The 24,216-nt window shown below is 61.6% G+C and carries 27 protein-coding genes; 10 read left to right on the top strand and 17 right to left on the bottom strand.

Going from position 1 to position 24,216, the window contains the following annotated elements; all coding sequences use genetic code 11:
- Complete coding sequence (locus CYG48_RS02245) at positions 1-2,907, top strand: EAL domain-containing protein (RefSeq protein ID WP_445304346.1); 2,907 nt, start codon at positions 1-3, stop codon at positions 2,905-2,907.
- Here CYG48_RS02245 and CYG48_RS02240 read toward each other — a convergent pair.
- The 3 genes from CYG48_RS02240 to CYG48_RS02230 all read right to left on the bottom strand — a co-directional run bounded on the left by CYG48_RS02240 (position 2,864) and on the right by CYG48_RS02230 (position 4,977).
- Positions 2,864-3,988 (bottom strand): zinc-binding metallopeptidase family protein, encoded by a 1,125-nt coding sequence (locus tag CYG48_RS02240; protein ID WP_118851445.1) that lies wholly within the window; start codon positions 3,986-3,988, stop codon positions 2,864-2,866. The two genes, CYG48_RS02245 and CYG48_RS02240, sit on opposite strands and share 44 nt — an antisense overlap.
- A gap of 88 nt (positions 3,989-4,076) precedes the next feature.
- Positions 4,077-4,268, bottom strand: coding sequence for a CsbD family protein (locus CYG48_RS02235; protein ID WP_118848890.1), 192 nt, complete (start codon positions 4,266-4,268; stop codon positions 4,077-4,079).
- Positions 4,269-4,371: 103 nt separating this feature from the next.
- Positions 4,372-4,977: a YqgE/AlgH family protein gene (locus tag CYG48_RS02230; protein WP_118848889.1), complete on the bottom strand. Its 606-nt coding sequence runs from the start codon at positions 4,975-4,977 to the stop codon at positions 4,372-4,374.
- A 190-nt stretch (positions 4,978-5,167) separates the two neighbouring features.
- Here CYG48_RS02230 and CYG48_RS02225 point away from each other — a divergent pair, with 190 nt between their 5' ends.
- Together CYG48_RS02225 and CYG48_RS02220 are read left to right on the top strand one after the other, a co-directional pair.
- Positions 5,168-5,983 (top strand): protein-disulfide reductase DsbD domain-containing protein, encoded by an 816-nt coding sequence (locus CYG48_RS02225; RefSeq protein ID WP_245450387.1) that lies wholly within the window; start codon positions 5,168-5,170, stop codon positions 5,981-5,983.
- An 84-nt stretch (positions 5,984-6,067) separates the two neighbouring features.
- Complete coding sequence (locus CYG48_RS02220; protein ID WP_118848887.1) at positions 6,068-6,553, top strand: peroxiredoxin; 486 nt, start codon at positions 6,068-6,070, stop codon at positions 6,551-6,553.
- Positions 6,554-6,597: 44 nt separating this feature from the next.
- Here CYG48_RS02220 and CYG48_RS02215 read toward each other — a convergent pair whose 3' ends face one another.
- The 12 genes from CYG48_RS02215 to coxB all read right to left on the bottom strand — a co-directional run bounded on the left by CYG48_RS02215 (position 6,598) and on the right by coxB (position 16,146).
- Positions 6,598-6,906, bottom strand: a complete 309-nt coding sequence (locus CYG48_RS02215) for a Dabb family protein (protein WP_118848886.1) — start codon at positions 6,904-6,906, stop codon at positions 6,598-6,600.
- A 97-nt stretch (positions 6,907-7,003) separates the two neighbouring features.
- Positions 7,004-7,444 (bottom strand): ribonuclease HI, encoded by a 441-nt coding sequence (rnhA, locus tag CYG48_RS02210; RefSeq protein ID WP_118848885.1) that lies wholly within the window; start codon positions 7,442-7,444, stop codon positions 7,004-7,006.
- Positions 7,441-8,406 carry a homoserine kinase gene (locus CYG48_RS02205; RefSeq protein WP_118848884.1) on the bottom strand — a complete coding sequence of 322 codons (966 nt, stop codon included), beginning with the start codon at positions 8,404-8,406 and terminating at the stop codon, positions 7,441-7,443. The genes rnhA and CYG48_RS02205 overlap by 4 nt, the downstream gene beginning before the upstream one ends.
- Before the next feature lie 121 nt (positions 8,407-8,527).
- Complete coding sequence (gene ispH / locus CYG48_RS02200) at positions 8,528-9,553, bottom strand: 4-hydroxy-3-methylbut-2-enyl diphosphate reductase (protein WP_118851444.1); 1,026 nt, start codon at positions 9,551-9,553, stop codon at positions 8,528-8,530.
- Positions 9,554-9,556: 3 nt separating this feature from the next.
- Entirely contained in the window at positions 9,557-9,922 is a 366-nt protein-coding gene (locus tag CYG48_RS02195) for a DUF1304 domain-containing protein (RefSeq protein WP_118848883.1), read from the bottom strand.
- Positions 9,923-10,004: 82 nt separating this feature from the next.
- A complete protein-coding gene (locus CYG48_RS02190; protein WP_118851443.1) occupies positions 10,005-10,778 on the bottom strand; it encodes an SURF1 family protein in 774 nt (257 codons plus the stop codon).
- 66 nt (positions 10,779-10,844) lie between these two features.
- Positions 10,845-11,720 carry a cytochrome c oxidase subunit 3 gene (locus CYG48_RS02185; RefSeq protein ID WP_118848882.1) on the bottom strand — a complete coding sequence of 292 codons (876 nt, stop codon included), beginning with the start codon at positions 11,718-11,720 and terminating at the stop codon, positions 10,845-10,847.
- A 51-nt stretch (positions 11,721-11,771) separates the two neighbouring features.
- Positions 11,772-12,392 (bottom strand): cytochrome c oxidase assembly protein, encoded by a 621-nt coding sequence (locus tag CYG48_RS02180; protein WP_199925187.1) that lies wholly within the window; start codon positions 12,390-12,392, stop codon positions 11,772-11,774.
- On the bottom strand, positions 12,385-12,525 hold the full coding sequence (locus tag CYG48_RS02175; protein ID WP_199925305.1) for a hypothetical protein: 141 nt from the start codon (positions 12,523-12,525) through the stop codon (positions 12,385-12,387). The genes CYG48_RS02180 and CYG48_RS02175 overlap by 8 nt, the downstream gene beginning before the upstream one ends.
- Positions 12,525-13,478, bottom strand: coding sequence for a heme o synthase (locus CYG48_RS02170; protein WP_118848881.1), 954 nt, complete (start codon positions 13,476-13,478; stop codon positions 12,525-12,527). The genes CYG48_RS02175 and CYG48_RS02170 overlap by 1 nt, the downstream gene beginning before the upstream one ends.
- Before the next feature lie 64 nt (positions 13,479-13,542).
- On the bottom strand, positions 13,543-15,243 hold the full coding sequence (ctaD, locus tag CYG48_RS02165; protein ID WP_118848880.1) for a cytochrome c oxidase subunit I: 1,701 nt from the start codon (positions 15,241-15,243) through the stop codon (positions 13,543-13,545).
- 18 nt (positions 15,244-15,261) lie between these two features.
- The gene (gene coxB / locus CYG48_RS02160) at positions 15,262-16,146 is read right to left on the bottom strand and encodes a cytochrome c oxidase subunit II (protein WP_118848879.1); all 885 of its coding nucleotides are present in this window, start codon (positions 16,144-16,146) and stop codon (positions 15,262-15,264) included.
- Between the two features lie 406 nt (positions 16,147-16,552).
- Here coxB and CYG48_RS02155 point away from each other — a divergent pair, with 406 nt between their 5' ends.
- The 3 genes from CYG48_RS02155 (at position 16,553) to CYG48_RS02145 (ending at position 19,939) form a co-directional block, all read left to right on the top strand.
- Positions 16,553-17,164, top strand: coding sequence for an invasion associated locus B family protein (locus CYG48_RS02155; protein WP_245450385.1), 612 nt, complete (start codon positions 16,553-16,555; stop codon positions 17,162-17,164).
- Positions 17,165-17,317: 153 nt separating this feature from the next.
- Positions 17,318-18,733 carry a metalloprotease TldD gene (tldD, locus tag CYG48_RS02150; RefSeq protein WP_118848878.1) on the top strand — a complete coding sequence of 472 codons (1,416 nt, stop codon included), beginning with the start codon at positions 17,318-17,320 and terminating at the stop codon, positions 18,731-18,733.
- Between the two features lie 153 nt (positions 18,734-18,886).
- The gene (locus CYG48_RS02145) at positions 18,887-19,939 is read left to right on the top strand and encodes a polysaccharide deacetylase family protein (RefSeq protein WP_118848877.1); all 1,053 of its coding nucleotides are present in this window, start codon (positions 18,887-18,889) and stop codon (positions 19,937-19,939) included.
- 2 nt (positions 19,940-19,941) lie between these two features.
- Here the strand turns inward: CYG48_RS02145 and pdxH are convergent, their stop codons facing one another.
- Positions 19,942-20,562 carry a pyridoxamine 5'-phosphate oxidase gene (gene pdxH, locus CYG48_RS02140; protein ID WP_118848876.1) on the bottom strand — a complete coding sequence of 207 codons (621 nt, stop codon included), beginning with the start codon at positions 20,560-20,562 and terminating at the stop codon, positions 19,942-19,944.
- Between the two features lie 56 nt (positions 20,563-20,618).
- Between pdxH and CYG48_RS02135 the strand changes: the two genes are divergently transcribed.
- From CYG48_RS02135 to CYG48_RS02120, 4 genes are all read left to right on the top strand, one after another.
- Entirely contained in the window at positions 20,619-21,077 is a 459-nt protein-coding gene (locus CYG48_RS02135) for an RT0821/Lpp0805 family surface protein (RefSeq protein ID WP_245450383.1), read from the top strand.
- 193 nt (positions 21,078-21,270) lie between these two features.
- The gene (locus CYG48_RS02130) at positions 21,271-22,362 is read left to right on the top strand and encodes a DnaJ C-terminal domain-containing protein (RefSeq protein WP_118848875.1); all 1,092 of its coding nucleotides are present in this window, start codon (positions 21,271-21,273) and stop codon (positions 22,360-22,362) included.
- 131 nt (positions 22,363-22,493) lie between these two features.
- Complete coding sequence (gene fabI / locus CYG48_RS02125; RefSeq protein ID WP_118848874.1) at positions 22,494-23,312, top strand: enoyl-ACP reductase FabI; 819 nt, start codon at positions 22,494-22,496, stop codon at positions 23,310-23,312.
- A gap of 22 nt (positions 23,313-23,334) precedes the next feature.
- Positions 23,335-23,922 (top strand): histidine phosphatase family protein, encoded by a 588-nt coding sequence (locus tag CYG48_RS02120; RefSeq protein WP_118848873.1) that lies wholly within the window; start codon positions 23,335-23,337, stop codon positions 23,920-23,922.
- Between the two features lie 23 nt (positions 23,923-23,945).
- Here CYG48_RS02120 and CYG48_RS02115 read toward each other — a convergent pair whose 3' ends face one another.
- A complete protein-coding gene (locus CYG48_RS02115) occupies positions 23,946-24,206 on the bottom strand; it encodes a DUF1344 domain-containing protein (RefSeq protein WP_118851438.1) in 261 nt (86 codons plus the stop codon).
- Between the last annotated feature and the right edge of the window lie 10 nt (positions 24,207-24,216).

The following is a 24,216-nucleotide window of genomic DNA, read 5'->3' as shown; positions in this document are numbered from 1 at the left end:
ATGCGCAGATCCCGCCTCGCATCGCTGGTTCGCCTGTTTCCAGCGATCGTCGTCCTTCTTTTGCCGTTGATTGCGTTGCTCGCACCTTCGAGCACATCGGCCGCAGAGCCGGTCAAAATCTCGCGGGACGACACGGCGCTCGATCTTACCCGCACCACCGACATCTACACCAACCAGGGCGAGGCCTTTCAGGTCTCGACAGCTGCGGGTTCGGACGGCATTCGCCGGCGTATCGAAGTGCGCGCAAGCTCCCCTGGTCACCAGGGCGACTGGGCTGTTTTTGCGCTCTCCAACGTTTCCGAAGAACAGCTGGAACGGGTGATCGTCGCGCCGCATTTCCGGCTGGTGAACTCCAAGATGTTCTGGCCGGACCTCGGGTCGCAGCGCATCATCTCGATCACGCCGTCGGAAGGTTTCGCGCTGGATCGCGAGCCCAGCCCGGATGCCGACGTCTTCAGCATCACGCTCAATCCCGGCGCGACTATTACCTTTGTTGCGGAACTCACGTCGCCGTCACTGCCGCAGATCTATCTCTGGCAGCCGGACGCCTATAAGGACACGGTCAACGCCTTTACGCTTTATCGCGGCATCGTGCTCGGCATCGCCGGCCTGCTTGCAGTGTTCCTGACCATCCTTTTCGTGGTCAAGGGCACCTCGATGCTGCCGGCCGCGGCGGCGCTCGCCTGGGCGGTGCTTGCCTATATCTGCGTCGATTTCGGTTTCCTCGACAAGCTCATCACCATTACCTCGAGCGACCAGCGCATATGGCGGGCGGGCGCGGAAGTGGCCCTCGCGTCCTCATTGGTGATTTTCCTCTTCACCTACCTGAACCTCAACCGCTGGCACGTGCACCTTGGTTACGCGACGCTCGCCTGGATCGTCGGCCTGGTGCTGCTTGGCGGTGTCGCGGTTTATGATCCGTCCGTCGCCTCCGGCATCGCGCGCATCTCCTTTGCGCTGACCGGTACGGCGGGCATCCTGCTCATCATCTATCTCGGCTTCAACCGCTACGATCGGGCGATCCTGCTCGTGCCGACCTGGGCACTGATCCTGGTGTGGCTGTTCGGCGGCTGGCTGACCGTGATGGGCAAGCTCGACAACGACATCATCCAGCCGGCGCTTGGCGGGGGCCTCGTGCTGATCGTGCTCCTGATCGGCTTCACGGTCATGCAGCACGCCTTTGCCGGCGGCGCCTACCAGCAGGGGCTTTTCTCGGACCTCGAGCGGCAATCGCTGGCGCTGACCGGCAGCGGCGACACGGTCTGGGATTGGGACGTGGCACGCGACCGCGTCGTCACCACACCGGATATCTCGCTACGGCTCGGCCTTGCGCCAGGCTCCATGGACGGCGCGGTGCGCAATTGGGTGCCGCGGCTGCATCCGGACGACCGGGACCGTTTCCGGGCGACGCTCGACGTGCTGCTTGAGCATCGCCGCGGCCGCCTGCACCACGAATTCCGGGTGCGTGCCGAAGATGGTCATTTCCACTGGCTGCAGATTCGTGCGCGTCCGGTGCTTGGCTCGAACGGCGAAATCATTCGCTGCGTCGGCACCATCGTCGACGTGACCGAACAGAAGAATTCCGTCGAGCGGCTACTGCAGGATGCGCTGCACGACAACCTCACCGGCCTGCCGAACCGCCAGCTTTTCCTTGACCGTCTGCAGGCCGTGCTGGCGCTCGCACCGGGTGGCGAGACGGTGCGCCCAACAGTGATGTCGGTCGATATCGACCGCTACAAGCAGGTAAACGACAGCCTCGGCATTGCTGCCGGCGACAATATCCTCATCGCGCTGACGCGGCGCCTGCGCCGGCTGCTGAAGCCGCAGGATACGCTTGCGCGGCTCGCCGGCGACCAGTTCGGCCTGATCCTGGTTTCGGAACGCGATCCAGCCAAGGTTGCGGAGTTCGCCGACGCCGTCTCCAAGGCGATCATGGTGCCGATCAATTTCGCCAACCGCGAGATCATCCTCACCGCCTCGATCGGCCTTGCCTCCTGGGTGGACCAGCAGGAAAGCGCCGTCGGCATGCTGGCCGATGCGGAGCTTGCCATGTATCGGGCCAAGCGCAGCGGCGGCAATAGAGTCGAACCGTTCCGCCCCGCCTTCCGCTCCGCCGGAACCGACAAGCTGCAGATCGAGACCGATCTTCGCCGCGCCATCGAGCGCAAGGAACTGTCGCTCGCCTACCAGCCGATCATCCGGCTGAAGGACGGTGAGATCGCCGGCTTCGAAGCACTGATGCGCTGGGACCACCCGAAGCGCGGGCCAATCCCGCCATCGGAATTCATCCCGATCGCGGAGACTTCTGATCTCATTGGACCGCTCGGGCTGTTTGCCATGGACCGGGCCGCAACCGACCTGATGAACTGGCAGCGGCAGACGGGTGATCTTCCTGTCTTCGTATCCGTCAATCTCTCGAGCGCCCAGCTTCTCAACGCCGATCTCTACAATGACGTGCGCACGCTGCTGCAGAAGACGCAGATCGACCCGCACCAGTTGAAGCTGGAACTCACTGAATCGCTGATGATGGAAAACCCGGAACAGGCGCGGCTTGTTCTCGGAAAGCTGAAGGAAACGGGCCTGAGCCTCGCGCTCGACGATTTCGGCACCGGCTACTCATCGCTCGCCTGCCTCACCCAGTTCCCGTTCGACACGATCAAGCTCGACAAGGAACTGGTCGGCGGCGGTGCGGAAAAGCGCACGATCCTGCTGCGCTCGGTCATCGCCATGGCCCGCGCGCTCGACATGACCGTGGTGGCGGAGGGCATCGAAACCGACGACGATGCGGCAGATCTCGCCAAGATGGGTTGCCATTTCGGCCAGAGCTTCCTGTTCGGCCCGCCCGCCCCGGCCGATGCAGTGATCAAGCTCCTGAAGGAGCGCTTTCCGCTGACGAAGCGGGCGTGACCGCTCCCGGCGCCTGACGCGCCGAATGGATTAGTTGGTGGATGAACTCAAGCTTCTCCACCACCGCCGGCGTCAGGATGAAGGGATAAAGGTCCGGGACACCCATGGACCGGTGCAGGCTGTTGATCGCCACGCTGAACGGGATCCAGGCCGAAACAAGCTGCTCGGCGCTCTTTGCATTATACGGGTTGAAGGCGACCTCGGCGGCAAGCTCCTCATGCCGGCGCGGCTCGATCGACATGCCGTAGGCGCGCGCCGTCTCCAGCGTATCCACGATGTGGAGATAGTGCGCGAAGCTTTCGGCGAAATCCTCCCAGGGGTGGGTGCTGGCATAGGTGCTGATATGGAACTGCTGCCAATCCGGCGGCGGGCCTTCTTCGTAGTTGCGCCGTAGCGCCTCACCGTAATCAGCCCGCTCGTCGCCAAAGACGGCGCGGAATTCTTCGATCTTGCCGCCGTCGCGCACCAGCTTGTCCCAGATGTAATGTCCGGTCTCGTGCCGGAAGTGCCCTAGCATCGTGCGGTACGGCTCGTTCATCGAAACCCGAACCTGCTCGCGCGTGAGGTCATCGGCTTCGGCCGCACGAATGGCAATGAGGCCGTCTTCGTGGCCTGTCATCGCGGGCACGACCGAGCCATCCTCCTTGACCTCGTCGACGAGGAAATCGAACACCAGGCCGCCTTCCGGATCTTCTTCCCGGTTGGTGCGCGGCAGGTTCCAGCGCATCAGGGAATAAAACAGATGCCGCTGCGCCTGACTGATGCGCCGCCACTGATTGAGCCCCTCCTCCGTCGATGCATCGGGCACGAGGCGATTGTGGCGGCAGGCCGGGCAGAACGGATTCGGATCATCGGCAAGAACCGTCCAGTTGCAGACGTCCATGGCCGCGTTGGCGCAAAGCCGCACCTTGTGCTCCGGCTTGGCGATGAGATGCCAGGTGCCCTCCGCCCCGTCCTCCTGTTCCAGCGCATGCATGGCAAGCTGTTCGGGAACGAAGGCAAGCCGATGACCGCAGTTCACGCAGGAGCGGTTGTCGAAAAAAATCGGTTGGCCGCAATGATCACAGTCGTAGAGGCGCATCGGTGAGATCCATTCTGGCTTGCCCATACAGAAAACCTGCTCCAGCCGAACCGGAACAGGTTTTTGAAAGAATATGCAGTTGTGACCGTCAGGCGCGGTCTACAACATCCTTGGCGGCCTGCTTCAGATTGCCCTTGGCCTGCTGTGCGTGACCCTTGGCTTCCTGGCCGGCACCCTTTGCCTTCAGGCTGTGGTCGTCGGTCATGTCGCCTGCAGCCTGCTTGACCTTGCCAGCCAGTTCATTGGCCTTGCCGGACATCTTGTCGCTGGTGCTTCCCATAACGTAACTCCTCATTTTTGCGGCGCTTTCTCGCGCCTTGCCAGAAGAGAACGCGGGTCCGGAGTCTTCGTTCCGCTCTTGTCGAAATAAGCGTTAGGCCGCGTCAGGCGTGGCCAGCTTCACTGGAGAGCATCTCCGGGCTGACGCCCAGGAGAGCCAGCGCCCGCTCGTATTTCTCCTCGAGAGCAGTGTCGAAAATCAGCTCATCCGTCGACGGGCAGTTGAGCCAGCCATTGGCGGCAATTTCCATCTCCAGCTGTCCGGGGCCCCATCCGGCATAACCGAGCAGCATGGTCGCGCGTGCCGGGCCACGCCCGTCGCAGATAGCGCGGATGACATCCAGCGTTGCCGTTAATGAAATATCCTCGCTCACCGGCACGGAGGACTCGCTGGTGAAGTCATCCGAATGAAGCACGAAGCCACGACCGGTTTCCACCGGACCACCGGCAAGGATCGGAATGTCGCGGGTTGGCTGAGGCAGCATGATCGTGTCTGCCTCCTCCATGAGCTTCAGGTGCAGGAGGACGTCCGTAAAGGATATTTCCTGGGCGCGATTGATGATGAAGCCCATCGCGCCGGCATCGGAATGGGCGCAGATATAGACCACTGCGCGCGCAAAATTGCCGTCCTGCATGCCGGGCATGGCAATGAGGAACTGGCCGTCCAGGAAGCCGCGCTCCCTATCGTGCTTGAGGGTCGACAAAACCATACTGCCTCCGGCCACGCTCGCTGCCTCTACTCTTTATTCCTCGAGCTTATATCAAAAAACGATAATGAACATGGGGCACCCGACATATCCAATCAACGGAATATGATTGCGATGGATGCGTCGTGACTCGCCTCGGCCTGCCTCTTGCGTTACATGCAACGCAATGACGCACTCCCGGTTGAAAAACCTCATGAAACTGGCGCCCGCCGCCCTCGTCGCCGGTTCTCTTGGCATGGCCGGCGTTTGCCATGCGGAAATTTCACCCTGGGCCACCAATGAAGGCGGGCGGATGCGCATTGTCGCCATGCCGCCTGAGCCCGACGGGACGGTGCGCGGTGCGTTGCAGATCGAGCCGCGGCCCGGCTGGATCACCTATTGGCGTGAGCCGGGTGATGCGGGCATTCCGCCGCAGATCATGCTGCCCGAGGCGGATGGTGCGACACTGACGCGTGTCTCCTACCCGGTGCCGAAGCGGATCGACAATGGCGAGCTTCGCGATCTTGGCTACGACCATCCGGTATCGCTGCCGTTCGAGCTCAAGGTGCGCCAACCCGGCCAGCCGCTGGACCTGACGGCATCCGCATTCGTCGGCCTCTGCCGCAATATCTGCATTCCGTTCCAGGCGGATTTCACGCTGAAGCTTGAGACCGTGGGTGGGACGCCGGTGCAGGAAGCGATGATCCTCAACGCCGCCGCGTCCAAGATCCCTGAAGCGCCGTCCGACGAGTTCGCGGTCGCCGACCATTCCATCAGCGACAACAAGGACGTGCTGTCGCTGAAGCTCAAGCTGCCGCCGGGTTCGACCACGCCGCCGCAGGTGATCGTAACGGGGCCGGAAGGGCACGTGCTGTTTGACGGACAGAACGCCACGCAGCACGGCGACAGCTATTCGCTCGACATGCCGGTCGGAAAGCTGCCCAAGAACTACGACATCAAGGGCAAGCAATGGGGCGTGCTGGTGATTGCCGGCAAGCGCGCCATGGAAACCTCGCTCAGCTTCCGCTAAGCCAGCTTGCCTTGCATGGGACGCGCATTATAGTCCCCTCACCTGCCGGACCGATACCGCGTCCGCACAACCGAGGAGAGCCCGATGACGATTGCAGTCGGCGACAAACTGCCTGCCGCCACCTTCAAAGAAAAGACCGCCGACGGCCCGGTCGAGATCACCACGTCGCAGCTCTTCGACGGCAAGAAGGTCATTCTCTTTGCCGTGCCGGGCGCGTTCACGCCGACCTGCACGCTGAACCACCTGCCGGGCTTCCTGGAAAACCGCGATGCGTTCCTTGCCAAGGGGATCGATGACATTGCCGTTGTTGCCGTAAACGACTGGCACGTGATGGGTGCCTGGGCGCAGCATACCGGCGGCATGGGCAAGATCCACTTCCTCGCCGACTGGGACGGCGCCTTCACCAAGGCTCTTGGCCTGGATGCCGACCTTTCCGGCGGCGGGCTCGGCGTGCGCTCCAAGCGTTATTCCATGCTGGTCGAGAACGGCGTGGTGAAGTCGCTCAACGTGGAGGAAAGCCCGGGCCAGGCAACGGTCTCCGGCGCCGCGGCAATGCTTGAAGCGCTCTGACATCTCTGCAGTGTTGAAATTTGAGAGCGCCTGCGGGCGCTCTTTCATATCTCCAGGTCGAACACCAGAAGACCGGAAACGCCACCATCGGCGGAGGCAACGATCCGTTCGCCAACCGCAAGGTGATCAGGGTGGACGAGATAGGCGTCACGCGACTCTGGGCTGTCGAAGGTGACGATGAAGCCATCGCGGAAACCGCCGTCCAGGCCTTCGCGGGAGATGTTCGGACCGTATTTGATGTCGAGGATGCCGGGCGTGACCTCCTTGAGGGCGACGATCGCGTCATAGAGCGACTGCTTGTCGGCAGCCTGCAGCGACGACTTGAACCGTGCGAAGACGCAATGCAGGATCATGTGACCTCCCAACCCTCTCTCGATCGACACGCAGAAACTAGCGCCACAGCTGCGAAGTGCAAGCCGCCGTCACGCAAGCTGCCAGATGGCGATCAGGCTACTTCTTCTTGAACGGCGCCATGCCGAGCCGCGCCAGTTCATCGGCACGTTCGTTTTCCGGATGGCCGGCATGACCCTTCACCCAATGGAGCGTCACCTTGTGGCGGTTGCGCGCTTCTTCCAACTGCTGCCAGAGCTCGACATTCTTCACCGGCTTGTTGTCAGCCGTCTTCCAGCCCTTCTTCTTCCAGCCGAAGATCCACTTGGTAATGCCGTCCTTGACGTAGGAACTGTCGGTGTAAAGCTCGACTTCGCAGGGCGTCTTCAGCGCATTGAGCGCCTGGATGGCGGCCATCAGTTCCATGCGGTTATTGGTGGTTTCCGCCTCGCCGCCGAACAGTTCCTTCTCGGTCTCACCGTAGCGCAGGATCGCTCCCCAGCCACCGGGACCGGGATTGCCCGAGCAGGCGCCATCGGTGAAGATTTCGACCTGTTTCATGCAGACAATCCATATTCAGTGGCGGAGCGTACCTGGCGGTGGAACCGCAGCTTGCGCAGATATTCGAGCGGGTCCTTCTTCACGACAAGCGCGCCGGCCGGCGTTGTCAGCCAGTCGTAAAGGCGGGTCAGGAAAAACCGCAGCGCCGATCCCCTGGCGAGAACCGGAAGTGCTGCGACTTCATCCGGGGAAAGCGGCCGGACGCTCGCGTAGCCGTCCAGCATCGCGCTTCCCTTGGTCACGTTATAGGAGCCATCCTTCTCGAAGCACCAGGCATTGAGGCAAATCGCCACATCGTAAGCCAGCAGGTCATTGCAGGCGAAATAGAAGTCGATCAGGCCCGACAGGTCGTCGCCGAGGAAAAAGACGTTGTCCTGGAAAAGATCGGCATGGATCACGCCGGCCGGAAGATCCTTCGGCCAATGAGCCTCGAGGTATTCGAGTTCCGCGGTCACCTCGTCCTGCAGCCCCGTTTCCACCTCGTCGGCGCGATCGGCAGACTTGGCCCATAGCGTTTTCCAACCCTCGAGCGACAGCGCGTTGGGACGCACGATTTCGAAGCCTTCGCCCGCCAGATGCATTTCGGCGAGCGCCCGACCGACTTCGCGGCAATGCCGTGCTTCGGGCTTGCGCAGCCACATGCCTTCCAGGAACGATATTAGTGCGGCCGGGCGGCCTGAAAGTTCGCCGAGCAACTGCCCGTCGCGGCGCGGCAGAGGCAGCGGGCAGGACAGCCCTTTGCCGGAAAGATGCTGCATCAGGCCAAGGAAGAACGGCAGGTCTGCCTTCTCGACGCGCTTTTCATAAAGCGTCAGGATCAGCGGATCCCGCGTGGTGTGGAGCAGGAAGTTCGAGTTCTCGACCCCTTCGGCGATGCCCTTGTAGGAGGTCAACTCGCCGACGTCGTATTCGGTCAGAAAACGCTTCAGGTCGTCTTCGGTAATGTCAGTGTAAACGGCCAAGATCTATCCCGCGATGTGTCAGCCGCAGACGCGGCACCCCGCCTCTTCCTAACCGCTCGTCATCGCCTCCGCTAGGGTCGAAGACCGCAGATCGGAGGCGGGATTCACAGGATCCGTCAGGTCAGGCCGGGACGCTCTTGCGGCCGTTGACCCATTCCATGTCTTCGTGCGTCAGAGGAACGTCGCGAAGCTCGCGGTTGACGAGGAAGTTTTCGGTTTCCTCGGCGGTGATCGCAAGCTCGATCTGCGCATCGAAGCGTTCCTTGAAGGCCGCGATGATCTCATCGACGATGACTTCCGGCGCAGACGCTCCGGCGGAGATACCGAGCGTACGGATCGGGCCGATCTCGTCCCAGTTCAGTTCGGCCGCGCGCTGCACCAAAAGCGAGCGCTTAGCGCCGGCCCGCAGCGCGACTTCCACGAGACGCTTCGAGTTTGAGGAATTCGGTGCACCGACCACGAGGAAGAGGTCACAGCCCGGTGCTGCTTCCTTGACCGCCACCTGGCGGTTGGTGGTAGCGTAACAAATGGAATCGGCCGCCGGTGCCATCAGGTTCGGGAAGCGCTCCTGAAGCTTGGCGATCACGCCAGCCGTATCATCCACCGAAAGCGTCGTCTGGGTCACGTAACCGAGATTGTCAGGGTCAGGCGGCATATAGGCTTCCGCATCGGCGATGGTATCGACGAGCGATACGGAGCCTGGCGGCAGCTGCCCCATGGTGCCGATCACTTCCGGATGGCCGGCATGGCCTATGAGCACCACGTGGCGGCCGAGCCGCTGGTGGCGCATGGCCTGCTTGTGGACCTTGGAGACCAGAGGGCACGTGGCGTCGAGGTAAAACAGGTTACGCGCCTGCGCATCTTCCGGTACAGACTTCGGCACGCCGTGGGCGGAGAAGACCACCGGCTGCTGGCGATGTTCTTCCGGGACCTCGTTAAGTTCCTCGATGAAGATCGCGCCCTTGGCTTCCAGCCCTTCCACTACGTAGCGGTTGTGGACGATCTCGTGGCGCACATAAACCGGCGCGCCATAGGCCTTCAGCGCCAGCACGACGATCTGGATCGCGCGGTCGACGCCGGCGCAGAAGCCACGCGGTCCACAGAGACGGATCGTCAGCGGGCTTTTGTCAGAAACGGGAAATGCCATCAATCAGAACGCCAGAAGGGTCAGGACAAGAGCGATCATGGCGGGACCGCCCTGAACAAGCAGGATGCGCGGCTTGACCGACCATGCGCCATATATAGCGGCTACAATCACGCACACAAGGAAGAAGAGTTTCAACTGGCAGGCAATGGCGGGATCGGGATGCAGCAGCGACCAGACGAGGCCGGCTGCAAGGAAGCCATTGTAGAGACCCTGGTTGGCAGCCAGCACCTTTGTCGCAGCCGCCTGCTCGGCCGACATGCGGAAGGTCTTGCGGCCAAACGGCTTTGTCCAGAAAAACATCTCGAGCACGAGGAAACCGAGGTGGAGCAGCGCTGTCAACGTCACGAAGAAAGCTGCCAGGATCGCCATGCCTCACCCCCTATCGAAGTGGCGAGCATAACCTGCTCCTCAACGCGGCACCATCACCCTTACGCTGTTACCCTTGGCGATGTCAGCCCTGGCTTCGCCGGCCCCGAAACCACATGCCGATGACCACCGCCACCAAGGCTGCCGCCAGGCCATACCAGGTGACGGCATATTGCAGGTGGCTGTTCGGCAGGTCGAACTGCGTGACGCCGCCACGTGGCCAGCCGCCAGCGTTTTCCACCGAGGCATCAACATCAACGAAGAACGGCAGCACCTGCGATGCCTCCAGCCCCGTCGTCGAGACCATGGCCGACAGATCCTTCCAGTAGAAGATGTTCTTCCCCAGGTCATTATCCGGCACGATGGCCGACGGCTTCTCGTCCAGCCGCGTGCGGGCAAAACCGGTGACGGTCTGCACGCCTGACACTTCGCCCGCCTCGCGCGTCGAGCGGTCCTTCATCTCGTAGGGCACGAAGCCGCGGTTGACGAAGAGGACCCGGCCGTCCGCCAAAGTCATCGGGGTGTAAACATAGAAGCCGGTCTGGCCCTGGAAGGTCGCGAAGAAGTGCCGCTCCTTGCCGTGGTCAAAGGTTCCCGTCACCGAGACGCGTCGGTATTCGATGTCGCCGCCGTCACGCTCGATTGTCTCGACCTCGGCCAACGGGACCGGGTCTGCGGCGCGACGTTCGGCAATATCGGCCAGTAGCGCCTCCTTCCAGTGAAGGCGCTCCACCTGCCAGGTGCCGAGCGACAGCAACACCGCCAGCGTTACGAGGATGCCGACAACCGTTGCGACGGTACGCAACGTTCTACGCGGCCGGCCGGTGCTTGTTTCTTCGTGCTGCGGCGTCGTGGCCATGGTCATATCCCGCTTGAAACGCAGAAGGGCGGCTTTCGCCGCCCCTCCTCATGAAATGCGTGGCTCTTAGTGAGCGACCGGTGCGCCCCAGCCACCCCAGATGTAGATGGCGAAGAACAGGAACAGCCAGACCACGTCAACAAAGTGCCAGTACCAGGCGGCGGCTTCGAAGCCGAAGTGGCGGGTCGGCGTGAAGCCACCGGCCATGGCCCGGATGAGGCAGACGAGGAGGAAGATCGTGCCGATCAGGACGTGGAAGCCGTGGAAGCCGGTCGCCATGAAGAAGGTCGCGCCATAGATCGAGTTCGAGAATTCGAACGGAGCGTGGGCGTATTCATAGGCCTGGACAAACGAGAACAGGATGCCGAGTGCCACGGTGAGCGCCAGGCCGTTGACGAGGCCCTTGCGGTCATTGTGCAGCAGCGCATGGTGTGCCCAGGTTACGCAGGTGCCCGAAAGCAGCAGGATAACCGTGTTGTAGAGCGGCAGGTGCCATGGATCGAGCACTTCAACGCCCTTCGGGGGCCACTGGCCGCCGAGGAATTCGGTGCGCGAGGCCTGGATCGCTTCGTTGGCGTAAAGGCTTGCATCGAAGAAGGCCCAGAACCAGGCGGCAAAGAACATCACTTCCGAAGCGATGAACATGATCATGCCGTAGCGCAGGTGCAGCGATACGACGCGCGTATGGGCGCCGGAATTGCCTTCCTTGATGGTGTCCGACCACCAGCCGATCATCGTGTAGATGACGATGGCGAGACCAATGAAGAAGACCCAGGGGGTCGCCCAGTTGATCCCGAACATGTTGAACGCACCACCATTCAGGTAGCGCATGTAGCCAACGCCGCCGAAAGTCAGGACGAATGCGCCGAGCGAAGCCAGGATAGGCCACGGGCTCGGATCGATGATGTGGTAGTCGTGATTTTTCTGATGCGCGTCGGCCATGTCAGAATCCCCGGATATTGCCTTGCTACGCCGGAAAACCCGGCGACCCTCTTAAAGTTTCCCTTCCCCGACCGTCTCACCCTTTGGCAGAGCGGCGACCGGCTGGGCCTTCTCGCTCGGATAAAAGGTGTAGGACAGGGTAATCGTTTTTATGTTCTTCGTTTCAGGTGCCTTGGCGATTTCCGGATCAACAAAGAACACCACGGGCATGGTGATCGATTGACCCGGCTCCAAGGTCTGCTCCGTAAAGCAGAAGCACTGCACCTTGTTGAAGTAGGCACCCGCTTCCATCGGCGTCACGTTGAACACGGCCGTGCCGGTGGAGGCAGTCGACGACCTGTTGGTCGCCGTATATTCGACCTGGACCGTCTCGCCGATCTTCGGGTTGACGGTCTTGGCCGGCTTGAACTCCCAGTTCAACCCCGAGGACACGTTTGCGTCAAACGTCACCTGGATCGGCTTCTGGAGGATCGTTTCCGAATATTGCTCGACGCGCTGCGTCGTGCCGCCGTAACCGGTGACCTGGCAGAACAGGCGATAGAGCGGAACTGAAGCATAGGCCGCACCCACCATGCAGCCGACGAACACGGCGCAGCCTGCGAAGATCGCGCCATTGCTGACACGCTTCTGGCTACCCGGCGCCATCTGGTTGGTGGTTTCCGGCTTAGACATCCAGACCACCGATCTTCACCAGGGTCATGATGTAGAAGAGCACGACCAGCGCCGCCAGAACGAGCCCAAGGGCGATGTTGCGGTTGCGGCGCGACTTCTTCTGCGCTTCGTTGAGTTCGATTTTCTCGATCATCACGCGGCTCCCAGGAGCTTGGAAACGCCGCCGATCCAGTGATCCGCGAGAAGCGCCGAGAAGATCGCAAAGAGATATACGATCGAATAGGCGAACATCTTCTTGGCCGGAACCATCTTCTCGTCACCGTCCGGCATGCGCCTTACGGCAACCGAACAGTAGAGGAAGATCGCGCCAAGCACGGCGGCAAAGATGCCGTAGCCGATGCCTGCAAGGCCGGTCGCAGTCGGCGCAACAGCCACGGCAATCGTCAGGATGGTGTAGAGGACGATCTGGTTCTTGGTCGAAGCTTCGCCTGCAACGTTTGGCATCATCGGCACGCCGACGGAGCCATAGTCGCGCATCTTGAAGAGCGCGAGCGCCCAGAAATGCGCCGGCGTCCAGAGGAAGATGATCAGGAACAGGATGATGCTGTCGATCGACACGCCGCCCGTCACGCAGGCCCAGCCGATCATCGGCGGGAATGCACCGGATGCGCCGCCGATGACGATGTTCTGCGGCGTGGAGCGCTTCAGCCACATCGTGTAGATGACGGCATAGAAGAAAATGGTGAATGCCAGAAGGCCGGCTGCGAACCAGTTGACCGCAAGGCCAAGGATGGCGACCGAAAAGACCGACAGGGTCAGGCCGAAGGCAAGCGCCTCCCGCGGCTGAACCCGTCCGTCCGGAATGGGACGTTTTGCGGTACGGCTCATCACCGCGTCGATGTCGGCATCGTACCACATGTTGAGTGCACCGGAGGCGCCAGCGCCCACCGCGATGCAGAGAATGGAAATGGCACCGAGGATCGGGTTAATTTCACCGGGCGCCAGAATCAGGCCGGCGAAGGCGGTGAAGACGACGAGCGACATCACGCGCGGCTTCAGCAGCTCGAAGAAATCGCGCGCATTCGCTTCCGAAAGGCGCAAGCCTTCCTCGGAGCCAAGTACGTCGTGATTGTCGATAACTGTCATTGAACCGTCCTGTCTGCAATTTCAGGGCATCGCGGCAACCGCGATGCCCTTGATCTTTGTCCGCTTAGCGGATGCGGGGCAACTGCTCCCACTGGTGGTATGGCGGCGGCGAAGACAGCTGCCATTCCAGCGTGGTCGCACCTTCACCCCACGGGTTGTCGCCGGCAACACGCTTCTTCGAGAAGGCTTCCCAAACACCGTAAAGGAAGATCAGGACGCCGACGAAGGAGATGTAGGAGCCGATCGAGGAGACATAGTTCCAGCCGACATATGCATCCGGATAGTCGATGTAACGGCGCGGCATGCCTGCAAGACCGAGGAAGTGCTGCGGGAAGAACACGAGGTTCACGCCGATGAACATGACCCAGAAGTGCAGGTTGCCGATGGCCGAACTGTACATGTAGCCGAACATTTTCGGGAACCAGTAGTACCAGGCCGCGAAGATCGCGAAGACGGCACCGAGCGACAGAACGTAGTGGAAGTGAGCCACGACGTAGTAGGTGTCATGCAGTGCACGGTCGAGACCGGCGTTGGCAAGCTGGACGCCCGTAACGCCACCGACGGTGAACAGGAAGATGAACCCGATTGCCCAGATCATCGGCGTGGTGAAACGCAGCGAGCCGCCCCACATCGTCGCGATCCAGGAGAAGATCTTGATGCCGGTGGGGATGGCGATGACCATCGTCGCGAAGACGAAGTAACGCTGTGCGTCGAGCGACAGGCCGACCGTGTACATGTGGTGCGCCCACACGACGAAGCCGACGGCACCGATGGCGACCATGGCGTAGGCCATGCCGAGGTAACCGAAGATCGGCTTGCGCGAGAAGGTCGACACGATGTGGCTGATGATGCCGAAGCCGGGCAGGATCAGGATGTACACTTCCGGGTGACCGAAGAACCAGAACAGGTGCTGGTAGAGGATCGGGTCACCGCCGCCTTCCGGCGCGAAGAAGGTCGTGCCGAAGTTACGGTCGGTCAGCAGCATGGTGATGGCGCCAGCCAGAACCGGCAGCGACAGCAGCAGCAGGAAGGCAGTGATCAGAACGGCCCAGGCGAAGAGCGGCATCTTGTGCAGCGTCATGCCCGGAGCGCGCATGTTCAGGATCGTGGTGATGAAGTTGATCGCACCGAGGATCGAGGACGCACCAGCGACGTGCAGCGAGAAGATCGCCAGGTCAACGGCCGGTCCCGGATGCCCCATGGTTGCCAGCGGCGGATACATCGTCCAGCCGCCACCGACGCCGAACGCACCTGCCGGACCTTCCACGAACATGGAAAGCAGCAGCAGCACGAATGCCGGCACGATGAGCCAGAAGGAGATGTTGTTCAGACGCGGGAACGCCATGTCCGGCGCCCCGATCATGATCGGCACCATCCAGTTGGCAAAGCCGCCGATCATCGCGGGCATGACCATGAAGAAGATCATGATCAGCGCGTGGCCGGTGGTGAAGACGTTGTACATGTGCTTGCCGCCGTCGATGGCAGCATCACCTTCGAAGCCGTAAACCATGGACGCCAGACCGTGGAAGATCTGGATGCCAGGCTCCTGCAGTTCCATGCGCATGGCAACGGAGAGCAGGCCACCAACGATACCGGCAATGATCGCGAAGATCAGGTAGAGGGTGCCGATGTCCTTGTGGTTGGTCGAGAAGAACCAACGCGCTGCAAAGCCGGGCGTATGGGAATGATTGTGGTCGTCATGGGCATGCGCATCATGAGAGGTGCGAGCATGAGCGTGATCGTCGTGAGCGGAATGTCCAGCCATTGTCCTCACTCCTCTATATTACTTGGAAACGTTCGCAGCGACGGCAAGGCCGTCTACAGGCTTATCGGCCTGAGCGACGAGACCCTTGAACGCGCCCGGGAGATCGGTTGCAGCCTGAGCAAGCCAGGCATCATACTTTTCCTGCGACACGACGTGGATCGCGATCGGCATGAAGGCATGGTCCTTGCCGCAAAGCTCGGAGCACTGACCGTAGTACATGCCTTCCTTTTCGGCGATGAACCAGGTTTCGTTCAAACGGCCCGGAACAGCGTCGATCTTCAGGCCGAAGGCCGGCAGAGCGAAGGCGTGAATGACGTCGGACGGAGCAGCGGTCACGAGAAGACGAACCGTCTTGCCAACCGGCACGACCATTTCGTTATCGACGGCGAGCAGGCGCGGGTAACGGGCCATGTCGGTCTTGCCGGTCGAGTCGCGGTCGGTTTCCTTCAGCATGAAGCTGTCGAATGCGATCGGGGCCGAAGCACCTTCATATTCGTAGTTCCACTGCCACTGGGTGGCGGTTGCCTTCACCGTCAGGTCAGACTCGGGAATTTCGAGCTGGGCATTGAGAAGGTTGAACGAAGGAATAGCCAGGAAGAAGAGGATCAGGACCGGACCAATGGTCCAGATGATCTCGATCATCGTGTTGTGGCTGGTGCGCGACGGCACCGGATTGGCGCTGGCGCGGAACTTCATCACCACGATGACCAGCAGGACGAGAACGAGCAGCGTCACGGGCACGATGAACCAGAGCGTATAATGCTCGAACCAGCGCACCTGGTGCATGATCGGCGAAGCAGGCGCCTGAAGATCGATTTGCCACGGATGTGGCTGATCCGCATAACCTGCGGATGCGAAGAGCAGACAGATGAGCCCCGTCATCGCTGCATAAGCTCTAGTCATCACAACAATTCTCCCCATGCGTCTGATCTGGATCAAACCGAACGCAGAATCCAAGCCATATGGTGTGCTTCAATCACAGTTTGCCTGCCGCCGCAATATCTGCCGGGAAAAGCCTGTGCGGCATTTTGCGCCTTCCCACGCCCGTGGATTTCATCCGGCACGGTGGGCGCTGGCTGGCAGGCTTACAGCGGCGATTCCGGCATCTAAATCACCTGTTGATAATAAAGTGTGCGTAAACCTGCGCCGTGCGAAGTCGTTCACAATTCGCTTTGCTAACACCGTCCACGGGCCAGCATCATCTTCAGTCCCAACTTTCGCCGCACTCGGCTGAAAATAGGGCGGGTCTTTTCATTTTGCCGGCCGAGCGACAAGAATAGCCGCACTGATTCGTCTACCAGAGGTTTCCATGGGTCGTCCCTCCCTGCTCCGCGCCGGTCTGGCTGTTATGCTCGCGGCAGCTACATCTATCCCATCGCTTGCGCAGCAGCCGGCCCCGACACCTGCGGCGCCCGCAGATCAGGGTGCGAGCCAGCAGCCGGTTCCGCCGACGCCGCAACCGCCCAAGCCCGGCCAGCAGGCACAGCAGCCTGGCAACGTGCGCGAAAACCATGGCGCCTGGTCGATCATCTGCGACAGGCCGGCCGGCGCTTCCGCCGAGCAGTGCGCGCTGATGCAGAACGTGATTGCCGAAGACAGGCCGGAAGTGGGCCTGTCGGTCGTGGTCCTGAAGACCGCCGACCGCAAGGCGAAGATCCTGCGCATCCTGGCGCCGCTCGGTGTGCTGCTGAAGGACGGCATGGAGCTTTACGTCGACAACAACAATATCGGCCGCGCCTATTTCACCCGCTGCTTCTCCGAAGGCTGCTATGTCGAGGTCGAGATCGATGACGAGCTGATGCGCATCCTGCGCGCCGGCAAGAGCGCGGTCTTTGCACTGCGCGAGTCGGCAGATCAGGATCGGGTCGGCATTCCGATCGAACTGACGGGGTTTGCACCGGGCTACGACGCCCTCCCCTAACGGGGCTTATATATAATGTCGAGGTCCCGGAATCGGTGATGCTCCGGGATCCGATCTCCCCGGCGCTTGCTTACTCGCCTGCCCGGACCTACATCGGCTCCAACAGCTTTCCATGCCGCTCCCCGCGTGAAAGCAATCCAAGGAGCCTTTTCCATGAACACCGACCTTCTTTCCCTATTCGACAGCGACGAGACGAAGCTGCGGTCGATCCTGTCCGATGCACTGACCGGGGCGGATGACGGGGAATTGTATGTCGAGCATGCACAGGCGGAGTCGCTGACCTTTGATAACGGGCGCCTGAAGGGCGGTTCCTTCAACACGGACCAGGGTTTCGGGCTGCGTGCCGTGGCGGGCGAAGCCGTGGGCTATGCCCATTCCGGCGAACTTTCCGCCGCAGCGCTGTCGCGCGCGTCGGATGCGGTTCGTGCCGTGACCGCCGGCTATTCCGGCTCTTATGCAGCAGCGCCCCAGCGCACCAACAAGAAATATTACGGCGATGAAAACCCGATCGGCTCCCCGAGCTTCGAAGAAAAGGTCAGACTCCTGACCGACATCGACGCCTATCTGCGCAACAAGGACGACAAGGTGCGCCAGGTCACGGCAACGATTTCCGCCAGTTGGCAGGTCGTGGACATCCTGCGCGCCGATGGACATCGGGTGCAGGACATCCGGCCGATGACACGCATCAACGTCTCCGTCGTGGTCGGTGATGGCGACCGCCAGGAAAGCGGCTCGTTCGGCACCGGCGGCCGCGTCGGCTTCGGCGATTTCGTGACAGGCGGCAACTGGCAGACGGGTGCGGATGAGGCGCTTCGCCAGGCGCTCGTCAACCTGACGGCGATCGATGCACCCGCCGGCACGATGGACGTTGTCCTCGGCTCGGGCTGGCCGGGCGTGATGCTGCACGAGGCGGTCGGCCACGGCCTCGAGGGCGACTTCAACCGCAAGAAGACATCCGCCTTCGCCGGGCTGATGGGCGAAATGGTCGCTGCTCCAGGTGTTACGGTCGTTGACGACGGCACGATCGACAATCGCCGCGGCTCACTCACCATCGATGATGAAGGCACGCCGTCCGGCTACAACGTGCTGATCGAGAACGGCAAGCTTGTCGGCTACATGCAGGACCGGCAGAACGCCCGGCTGATGGGCGTCAAGCCGACCGGCAATGGCCGGCGCCAGGGTTACGCCTATACGCCGATGCCGCGCATGACCAACACCTACATGCTGGGCGGCGACAAGAGCCCCGAGGAAATCATCGCCTCCGTCAAGAAGGGCATCTATGCCGTTTCTTTCGGCGGCGGCCAGGTGGACATCACTTCGGGCAAGTTCGTGTTCGGCTGCACCGAGGCGTACATGATCGAGAACGGCAAGATCGGCCCGGCCATCAAGGGCGCCATGCTGATCGGCAATGGACCGGAAGCGATGAAGCGGGTCTCCATGGTCGGCAACGACATGAAGCTCGACACCGGCATCGGCAATTGCGGCAAGGGCGGTCAATGGGTTCCTGTTGGCGTCGGCCAGCCGCATCTACGGATGGACCAGGTGACGGTAGGCGGCACCAAGGCTTGACGCGACGGCATCTTGAAAGGGTGGCTCCCAAAAGATTCACCCTTCCTTGCTTTGTCTCGATACCTTCCCAAGCCCCTCCTCGCTTCTTCAGCAAGGTTTAAGGGTCGGGACGTAGGCTTGGCCGACGGAACACGTTGGGGCGGGTCGATATCCATGAATACGCGGTTGAAGGCGCTGTTGAAGCGCCGAGGCAAGCGGTGGGCGATTGCCGGCGCACTTGAAGCGGCAGCGCTCGTTTCACGGGCGGGCGTGCTGGGCAGCGCCCGAGGCCGCGGCGCAATCTTCACGCTGCACCATGTCCGACCGGCAACGGGACTGGGCTTTGCGGCCAACCGGCACCTGGAAGTCACGCCCGAATTTCTCCACCAAGCGATCACCCAGCTTCGCGCGGAGGGTTACGACTTCATTCCCTTGGATGAGGTGCCGTCGCGGCTGCGTTCACCCCAAACGCGTCCGTTCGCGGTGTTCACGCTGGACGACGGCTATCGCAACAATGTGGAGCACGCGCTGCCGGTCTTCGAGCGCCACGGTGTCCCCTTCACCATCTTCTTCACCCGTGGATTTTGCGAGCGCACGCATTCGCTCTGGTGGGAGACGCTGGGTGTTCTGCTTGATCAGACAGACAGGCTGCAGTTCGATTTCGGCCATGGCGAGGAAGATCTCGACGTTTCCACTGAAGCGCTGAAGCTGCAGGCCTTCGACCGTTTTGCAGGTTTCGTCGCCAGCCAGCCCGAGGATGTCGCCGTTCAGCGGATCGACGCGCTTGCGCGCGAGCATGGTGTCAATCCGTTGAAGATCACGGAAGATCTCGTGATGGATTGCGACGAACTGCGGCGGCTCGCCGCGCATCCCCTCGCCTCTGCCGGTGCTCACACGCTCAGTCATCGGAATGTCGCGCGCCTGTCCGCCGACGAAGCCCGGCACGAGATGGGGCAGTCAGCGGATTGGCTCGAGGCGCTGACGGGCAAGCGTCCGAAGACCCTCGCCTACCCTTACGGCTTTCGGGCAGCCGTCAGCCAGCGGGACATCGATATCGCGCGGGACCTCGGCCTCGAGGTCGCTGTGACCACGCAGCCCGGAACGATCGACGAAAACTGGACGAACCGCCTGACCGGGCTGCCGCGGATCTCGCTGAACGGGCACTTCCAGCATCGCCGTTATGTGTCGGCGCTGGCGTCCGGTATCCCGTTCAAGCTGATGCGCTAGGCTTACGGATACATCCGCACCTTTTCCCAGGGCCCGTCGGGCTCGGCGCGGCGGAACTCGATGCGGTCGTGCAGGCGGAACTGCCGGTCGTGCCAGAACTCGATCGACACCGGCTTGATGCGGAAGCCCGACCAGTAAGGCGGGCGCGGAATGTCGCCGATGGCGTAGCGGGCCGTGTATTCGGCGACCGCCTTTTCCAGCGCGAAACGGCCCTCCAGCGGGCGAGACTGTTTCGATGCCCAGGCGCCGATCCGGCTGCCGCGAGCACGCGACTGGTAATAGGCGTCAGCTTCCGCGTCACTCACGACCTCCACATGCCCGCGCAGCCGCACCTGCCGGCGCAGCGACTTCCAATGGAAGCACATGGCGGCCTTCTTCTGGCCGAGGATTTCCCGGCCCTTCTGGCTCTCGAAGTTGGTGTAGAACACGAAGCCGTTCTCATCATAACCCTTCAGCAGGACCATGCGGACGTTGGGCATGCCATGTTCGTCGACGGTTGCGACGGCCACCGCATTCGGATCGTTCAGTTCCGTGGATTCTGCTTCCTTCAGCCATGAACCGAACAAGGCGAAGGGCTCATTCTCCTCGGTGAAGTCACCGGTTGTTAACCTGCTTTCAGACATATTAGCTAAAATACTCCATAAGAGTGCCCCGATACCCAGTTCGAACAGGACGCCTGGTGGAAGTGATAGCAAAACCAAAGAGCCCGACAAAGAGGCCGCTTGACGTCATCGCACGTGTGACCGTCGTTTCCGTTCTGGTTGGTGTGCTTACTGGCTGCACGAGCAGCCTCGATCTCTTCGGTGACTCGGCCAAGGTCGATCGCTCGATTTCCACGGGAACAGTGTCCGGCCGCAAGCAGCAGGAGCCGAACGCGGTTTCCGACGAGGCGACGGTGCGCAACGCAGTCACCTCTGCGGACCTCACCAAGGTTGGCACGGCATCCGTGCCGTGGGCGAATGCCGCGACAGGCAGTGCCGGCGTCGTTTCCAACATCCGCGAGGCACGCAGCGAAGGCAATGTCTGCCGCGACTTCATGACGACACGCCATTCCTACGAAGGCATCGCCATGTTTTCCGGCAAGGCCTGCATGACGGGCAGCGGCGACTGGATGCTGACCGCCTTCGACCGCCAGTAGACGCTTCGTTTACCCTATTCCATCGCGATTGCTTAGCTGTAACCACTGATTCACGAGTCGCGACCTAGCCTTGTTCCACACAGGCAACCCTTGTGCCGCGGCATGATGAAACGGCGGGGGACGTCAGTATCGTCACGAGCACAAGGCCATGAGCATTCGGCCGGCTGCTTTAGGTAAACTGGGTGGTCCGACAATGCGTGATCCCTATTCTGTTCTTGGCGTCAAGCGCAATGCCGATGCCGACGAGATCAAAGCGGCCTGGCGTACCAAGGCGAAAAGCGTGCATCCCGATGCCAATCAGGATGATCCGCTCGCGACCACGCGCTTTGCCGAAATAGGCCAGGCATACGAGGTCCTGAAGGATCCGGAGCGCCGCAAGCGATACGACACCGCTGCCGAAATGCACCAGACGATCATGGAGCAGCGCAATGCCGCCCGCGCGGCTGCCGAGCGTGCCCGGGCTGCCAAGGCCAATGCAGAAAAGGTGATGGAAGAGCTTGCGCAGGCGGAAGCCCAGCGCGCGCAGGCGCAAGGACGGTCGCGTTCGCAGGGCGCTGGCCAAGCCATGCCTGGCGCTGAAACGCCCGAAGATGTCATCGACCGTATCTTCGGCGCCGGCACCAGCGAACAGGCCAAGGCACAGGCCCGGAGCGCCAGCGGTGAGACCGAGCAGGCCAAGAGCGACGCGCCTGCGGAAAAGCCTCCCCTGCCGCTTCTCGGCGTCGAACTGATCGCATCGCTCATCCGTCGCTTCCGCAATCCGTCGTCTCCGACGGAAAAGGCGCCCGACATGTTCACCGAGGCGACCGTCAAGCTAGAGGACCTGCTGAAGCAGAACTGGGTGACCCACAAGCTGGCGGACGAGCGCGAGGTGCGCTTTCCCCTGGAGAAGGGCATGAGCGATGGCCACGTCCTGCGGCTGAAGGGCCAGGGCCTGAGGGTCAACGGCATGAAACCGGGTGATCTCGTCGTCACGATCAAGGCGGCGCGCGACCCGCAGTTCCGTATCGAGGGCTTCAACCTCCACACCTCGCTGCCGATCTCGCTCGAAGATGCCGTGCTTGGCACCGAAACCACTGTGGACACGCCGGAAGGCCCTCGCACCATCACCGTCGCGCCCTGGTCGGGCTCCGACCAGACCATCAAGCTCGAGGGTCTTGGCCTTCATGACGATGCCGGCGGTCGTGGTGACCTGGTCGTGGAGTTGCGCGTCCTGTTGTGGGAAAAGCCCAACGAGAAGGTGACTGATCTCATGCGGCACATGCGCCACGGGCTTTATGTCTAGGGAATAGGCAACCTTTTAGCGCTTATGCACCCTTGATTGCAGCCTTTAACACGAGATGATCTGCGCCAGCTTGAACCCTCGTGCTGCCTATGCCATAGGCAGCGCTCGACGAAAGTTTGAGGGGACTAGGTATGGTTCAGGCTTCAGGCCTCATGGCAGGCAAACGCGGTCTCATCATGGGCGTGGCCAACAACCGCTCCATCGCCTGGGGCATTGCAAAGGCAATCCACAGCCACGGCGGTGAAGTCGCGTTCACCTATCAGGGCGAAGCGCTGAAAAAGCGTGTTGAACCTCTCGCAGCTGAACTTGGCGCCTTCATGGCAGGCCATTGCGACGTTGCCGATGAGGCCACGATCGACGAGGTTTTCAGCAACCTGGAGAAGCATTGGGGCAAGATCGACTTCCTGGTCCACGCGATCGGCTTCTCCGACAAGGACGAGCTGACCGGCCGTTATGTCGACACCACGGCCGACAACTTCGCCAAGACCATGCAGATCTCGGTTTATTCCTTCACGTCGGTTGCCCGTCGCGCCGAAAAGCTGATGACCGATGGCGGCTCGATGCTGACGCTCACCTATTATGGTGCCGAGAAGGTCATGCCGAACTACAACGTCATGGGCGTTGCCAAGGCCGCACTCGAAGCGAGTGTGAAGTATCTGGCTGTCGACCTTGGCCCGAAGAACATCCGCGTCAACGCCATCTCCGCCGGCCCGATCAAGACGCTCGCGGCTTCCGGCATCGGTGACTTCCGCTACATCCTCAAGTGGAACGAATACAACGCTCCGCTGCGCCGCACGGTGACGATCGAGGAAGTGGGCGATGTCGGCCTCTACATGCTGTCCGACCTGTCGCGCTCCGTCACCGGCGAAACGCACCATGCCGACAGCGGCTACCATGTCGTTGGCATGAAGGCGGTCGACGCTCCGGATATTTCCGTCGTCAAGGAATAAGACGCCCGAAGGACGTTCGACCGTGCTCATCTATGTGATCCGCCACGGTCAGACGGACTGGAATGCCGAAGGCCGCTTGCAAGGCCAGAAGGACATTCCGCTCAACGCGCTCGGCCGCTCCCAGGCGGCGCGCAACGGCGAGCGGCTGCGTGACCTGGTCGGCGATGCAGCCGGCTATTCCTTTGTCGCCAGCCCGCTTTCGCGCACCCGCGCCACGATGGAACTGCTGCGGCAGGCGATGGGGCTTGATCCCCTCGCCTACGAGACCGATCGCCGACTGGTCGAAGTCTCCTTCGGCGACTGGGAAGGCCATACCCTCCCTGAGATCGAGGCGATTGCGCCGGACAGGCTTGCCGCCCGCATCGAAGACAAATGGAGCTTCATCCCGCCGGGCGAAGCTGCCGAAAGCTACGAGATCCTGTGCTGGCGCATCGGCGCATGGCTGGAATCGGTCAACCAGCCGACCGTCTGCGTCTGCCACGGAGGGGTCATCCGCGCGCTTTACCGCCTCGTCGGCCAGATGTCGGAAGATGAAGCCGCGGTTGCACCGACGCCGCAGGACCGGATCCTGCGCCTCGACAAGCAGGCGGGGACGTTTGAGTGGCTTTAGCTCCTTAACGCGGGACCGGCAGATCAGCGAACGATCTCGAGATCGTCCACCACCCGGCTGCCATCAACGACCGTGTAGAACACGAGAACCTTCACGCCAGCATTCAACCCTTCGAAGTTAAACTCTTCCGGCAGCTTGTAGACCTTGCCGTCATCCAGCGTCAGGCTGAGGGAATCCACGTCGACCGCCTTGATCGTGGCCTCAACGTCAACGCTCTGCGCCCAACTGTTCAGGGGCGAGAACACGCTGGCCGTGGCCAACAAGGCGGCGATGAGGATACGCATTTCCGGCACC

Origin of the sequence: Neorhizobium sp. SOG26 (assembly GCF_003491345.1) — a bacterium.
In the GTDB taxonomy this organism is placed as follows: domain Bacteria; phylum Pseudomonadota; class Alphaproteobacteria; order Rhizobiales; family Rhizobiaceae; genus Neorhizobium; species Neorhizobium turbinariae.
The sequence above is the reverse complement of the archived record's forward strand: the minus strand, read 5'-3'. Positions and strand labels throughout refer to the sequence as shown.

Bases quoted from the DNA above. Each gene is read 5' to 3' on its own strand.
- CYG48_RS02245 (WP_445304346.1), top strand. From the start codon at position 1: ATGCGCAGATCCCGCCTCGCATCGCTGGTTCGCCTGTTTCCAGCGATC.
- CYG48_RS02240 (WP_118851445.1), bottom strand. From the start codon at position 3,988: ATGCGCCTCTACGACTGTGATCATTGCGGCCAACCGATTTTTTTCGAC.
- CYG48_RS02235 (WP_118848890.1), bottom strand. From the start codon at position 4,268: ATGGGAAGCACCAGCGACAAGATGTCCGGCAAGGCCAATGAACTGGCT.
- CYG48_RS02230 (WP_118848889.1), bottom strand. From the start codon at position 4,977: ATGGTTTTGTCGACCCTCAAGCACGATAGGGAGCGCGGCTTCCTGGAC.
- CYG48_RS02225 (WP_245450387.1), top strand. From the start codon at position 5,168: ATGAAACTGGCGCCCGCCGCCCTCGTCGCCGGTTCTCTTGGCATGGCC.
- CYG48_RS02220 (WP_118848887.1), top strand. From the start codon at position 6,068: ATGACGATTGCAGTCGGCGACAAACTGCCTGCCGCCACCTTCAAAGAA.
- CYG48_RS02215 (WP_118848886.1), bottom strand. From the start codon at position 6,906: ATGATCCTGCATTGCGTCTTCGCACGGTTCAAGTCGTCGCTGCAGGCT.
- rnhA (WP_118848885.1), bottom strand. From the start codon at position 7,444: ATGAAACAGGTCGAAATCTTCACCGATGGCGCCTGCTCGGGCAATCCC.
- ispH (WP_118851444.1), bottom strand. From the start codon at position 9,553: ATGGCATTTCCCGTTTCTGACAAAAGCCCGCTGACGATCCGTCTCTGT.
- CYG48_RS02195 (WP_118848883.1), bottom strand. From the start codon at position 9,922: ATGGCGATCCTGGCAGCTTTCTTCGTGACGTTGACAGCGCTGCTCCAC.
- CYG48_RS02190 (WP_118851443.1), bottom strand. From the start codon at position 10,778: ATGGCCACGACGCCGCAGCACGAAGAAACAAGCACCGGCCGGCCGCGT.
- CYG48_RS02185 (WP_118848882.1), bottom strand. From the start codon at position 11,720: ATGGCCGACGCGCATCAGAAAAATCACGACTACCACATCATCGATCCG.
- CYG48_RS02180 (WP_199925187.1), bottom strand. From the start codon at position 12,392: ATGTCTAAGCCGGAAACCACCAACCAGATGGCGCCGGGTAGCCAGAAG.
- CYG48_RS02175 (WP_199925305.1), bottom strand. From the start codon at position 12,525: ATGATCGAGAAAATCGAACTCAACGAAGCGCAGAAGAAGTCGCGCCGC.
- CYG48_RS02170 (WP_118848881.1), bottom strand. From the start codon at position 13,478: ATGACAGTTATCGACAATCACGACGTACTTGGCTCCGAGGAAGGCTTG.
- ctaD (WP_118848880.1), bottom strand. From the start codon at position 15,243: ATGGCTGGACATTCCGCTCACGACGATCACGCTCATGCTCGCACCTCT.
- coxB (WP_118848879.1), bottom strand. From the start codon at position 16,146: ATGACTAGAGCTTATGCAGCGATGACGGGGCTCATCTGTCTGCTCTTC.
- CYG48_RS02155 (WP_245450385.1), top strand. From the start codon at position 16,553: ATGGGTCGTCCCTCCCTGCTCCGCGCCGGTCTGGCTGTTATGCTCGCG.
- tldD (WP_118848878.1), top strand. From the start codon at position 17,318: ATGAACACCGACCTTCTTTCCCTATTCGACAGCGACGAGACGAAGCTG.
- CYG48_RS02145 (WP_118848877.1), top strand. From the start codon at position 18,887: ATGAATACGCGGTTGAAGGCGCTGTTGAAGCGCCGAGGCAAGCGGTGG.
- pdxH (WP_118848876.1), bottom strand. From the start codon at position 20,562: ATGTCTGAAAGCAGGTTAACAACCGGTGACTTCACCGAGGAGAATGAG.
- CYG48_RS02130 (WP_118848875.1), top strand. From the start codon at position 21,271: ATGCGTGATCCCTATTCTGTTCTTGGCGTCAAGCGCAATGCCGATGCC.
- fabI (WP_118848874.1), top strand. From the start codon at position 22,494: ATGGTTCAGGCTTCAGGCCTCATGGCAGGCAAACGCGGTCTCATCATG.
- CYG48_RS02115 (WP_118851438.1), bottom strand. From the start codon at position 24,206: ATGCGTATCCTCATCGCCGCCTTGTTGGCCACGGCCAGCGTGTTCTCG.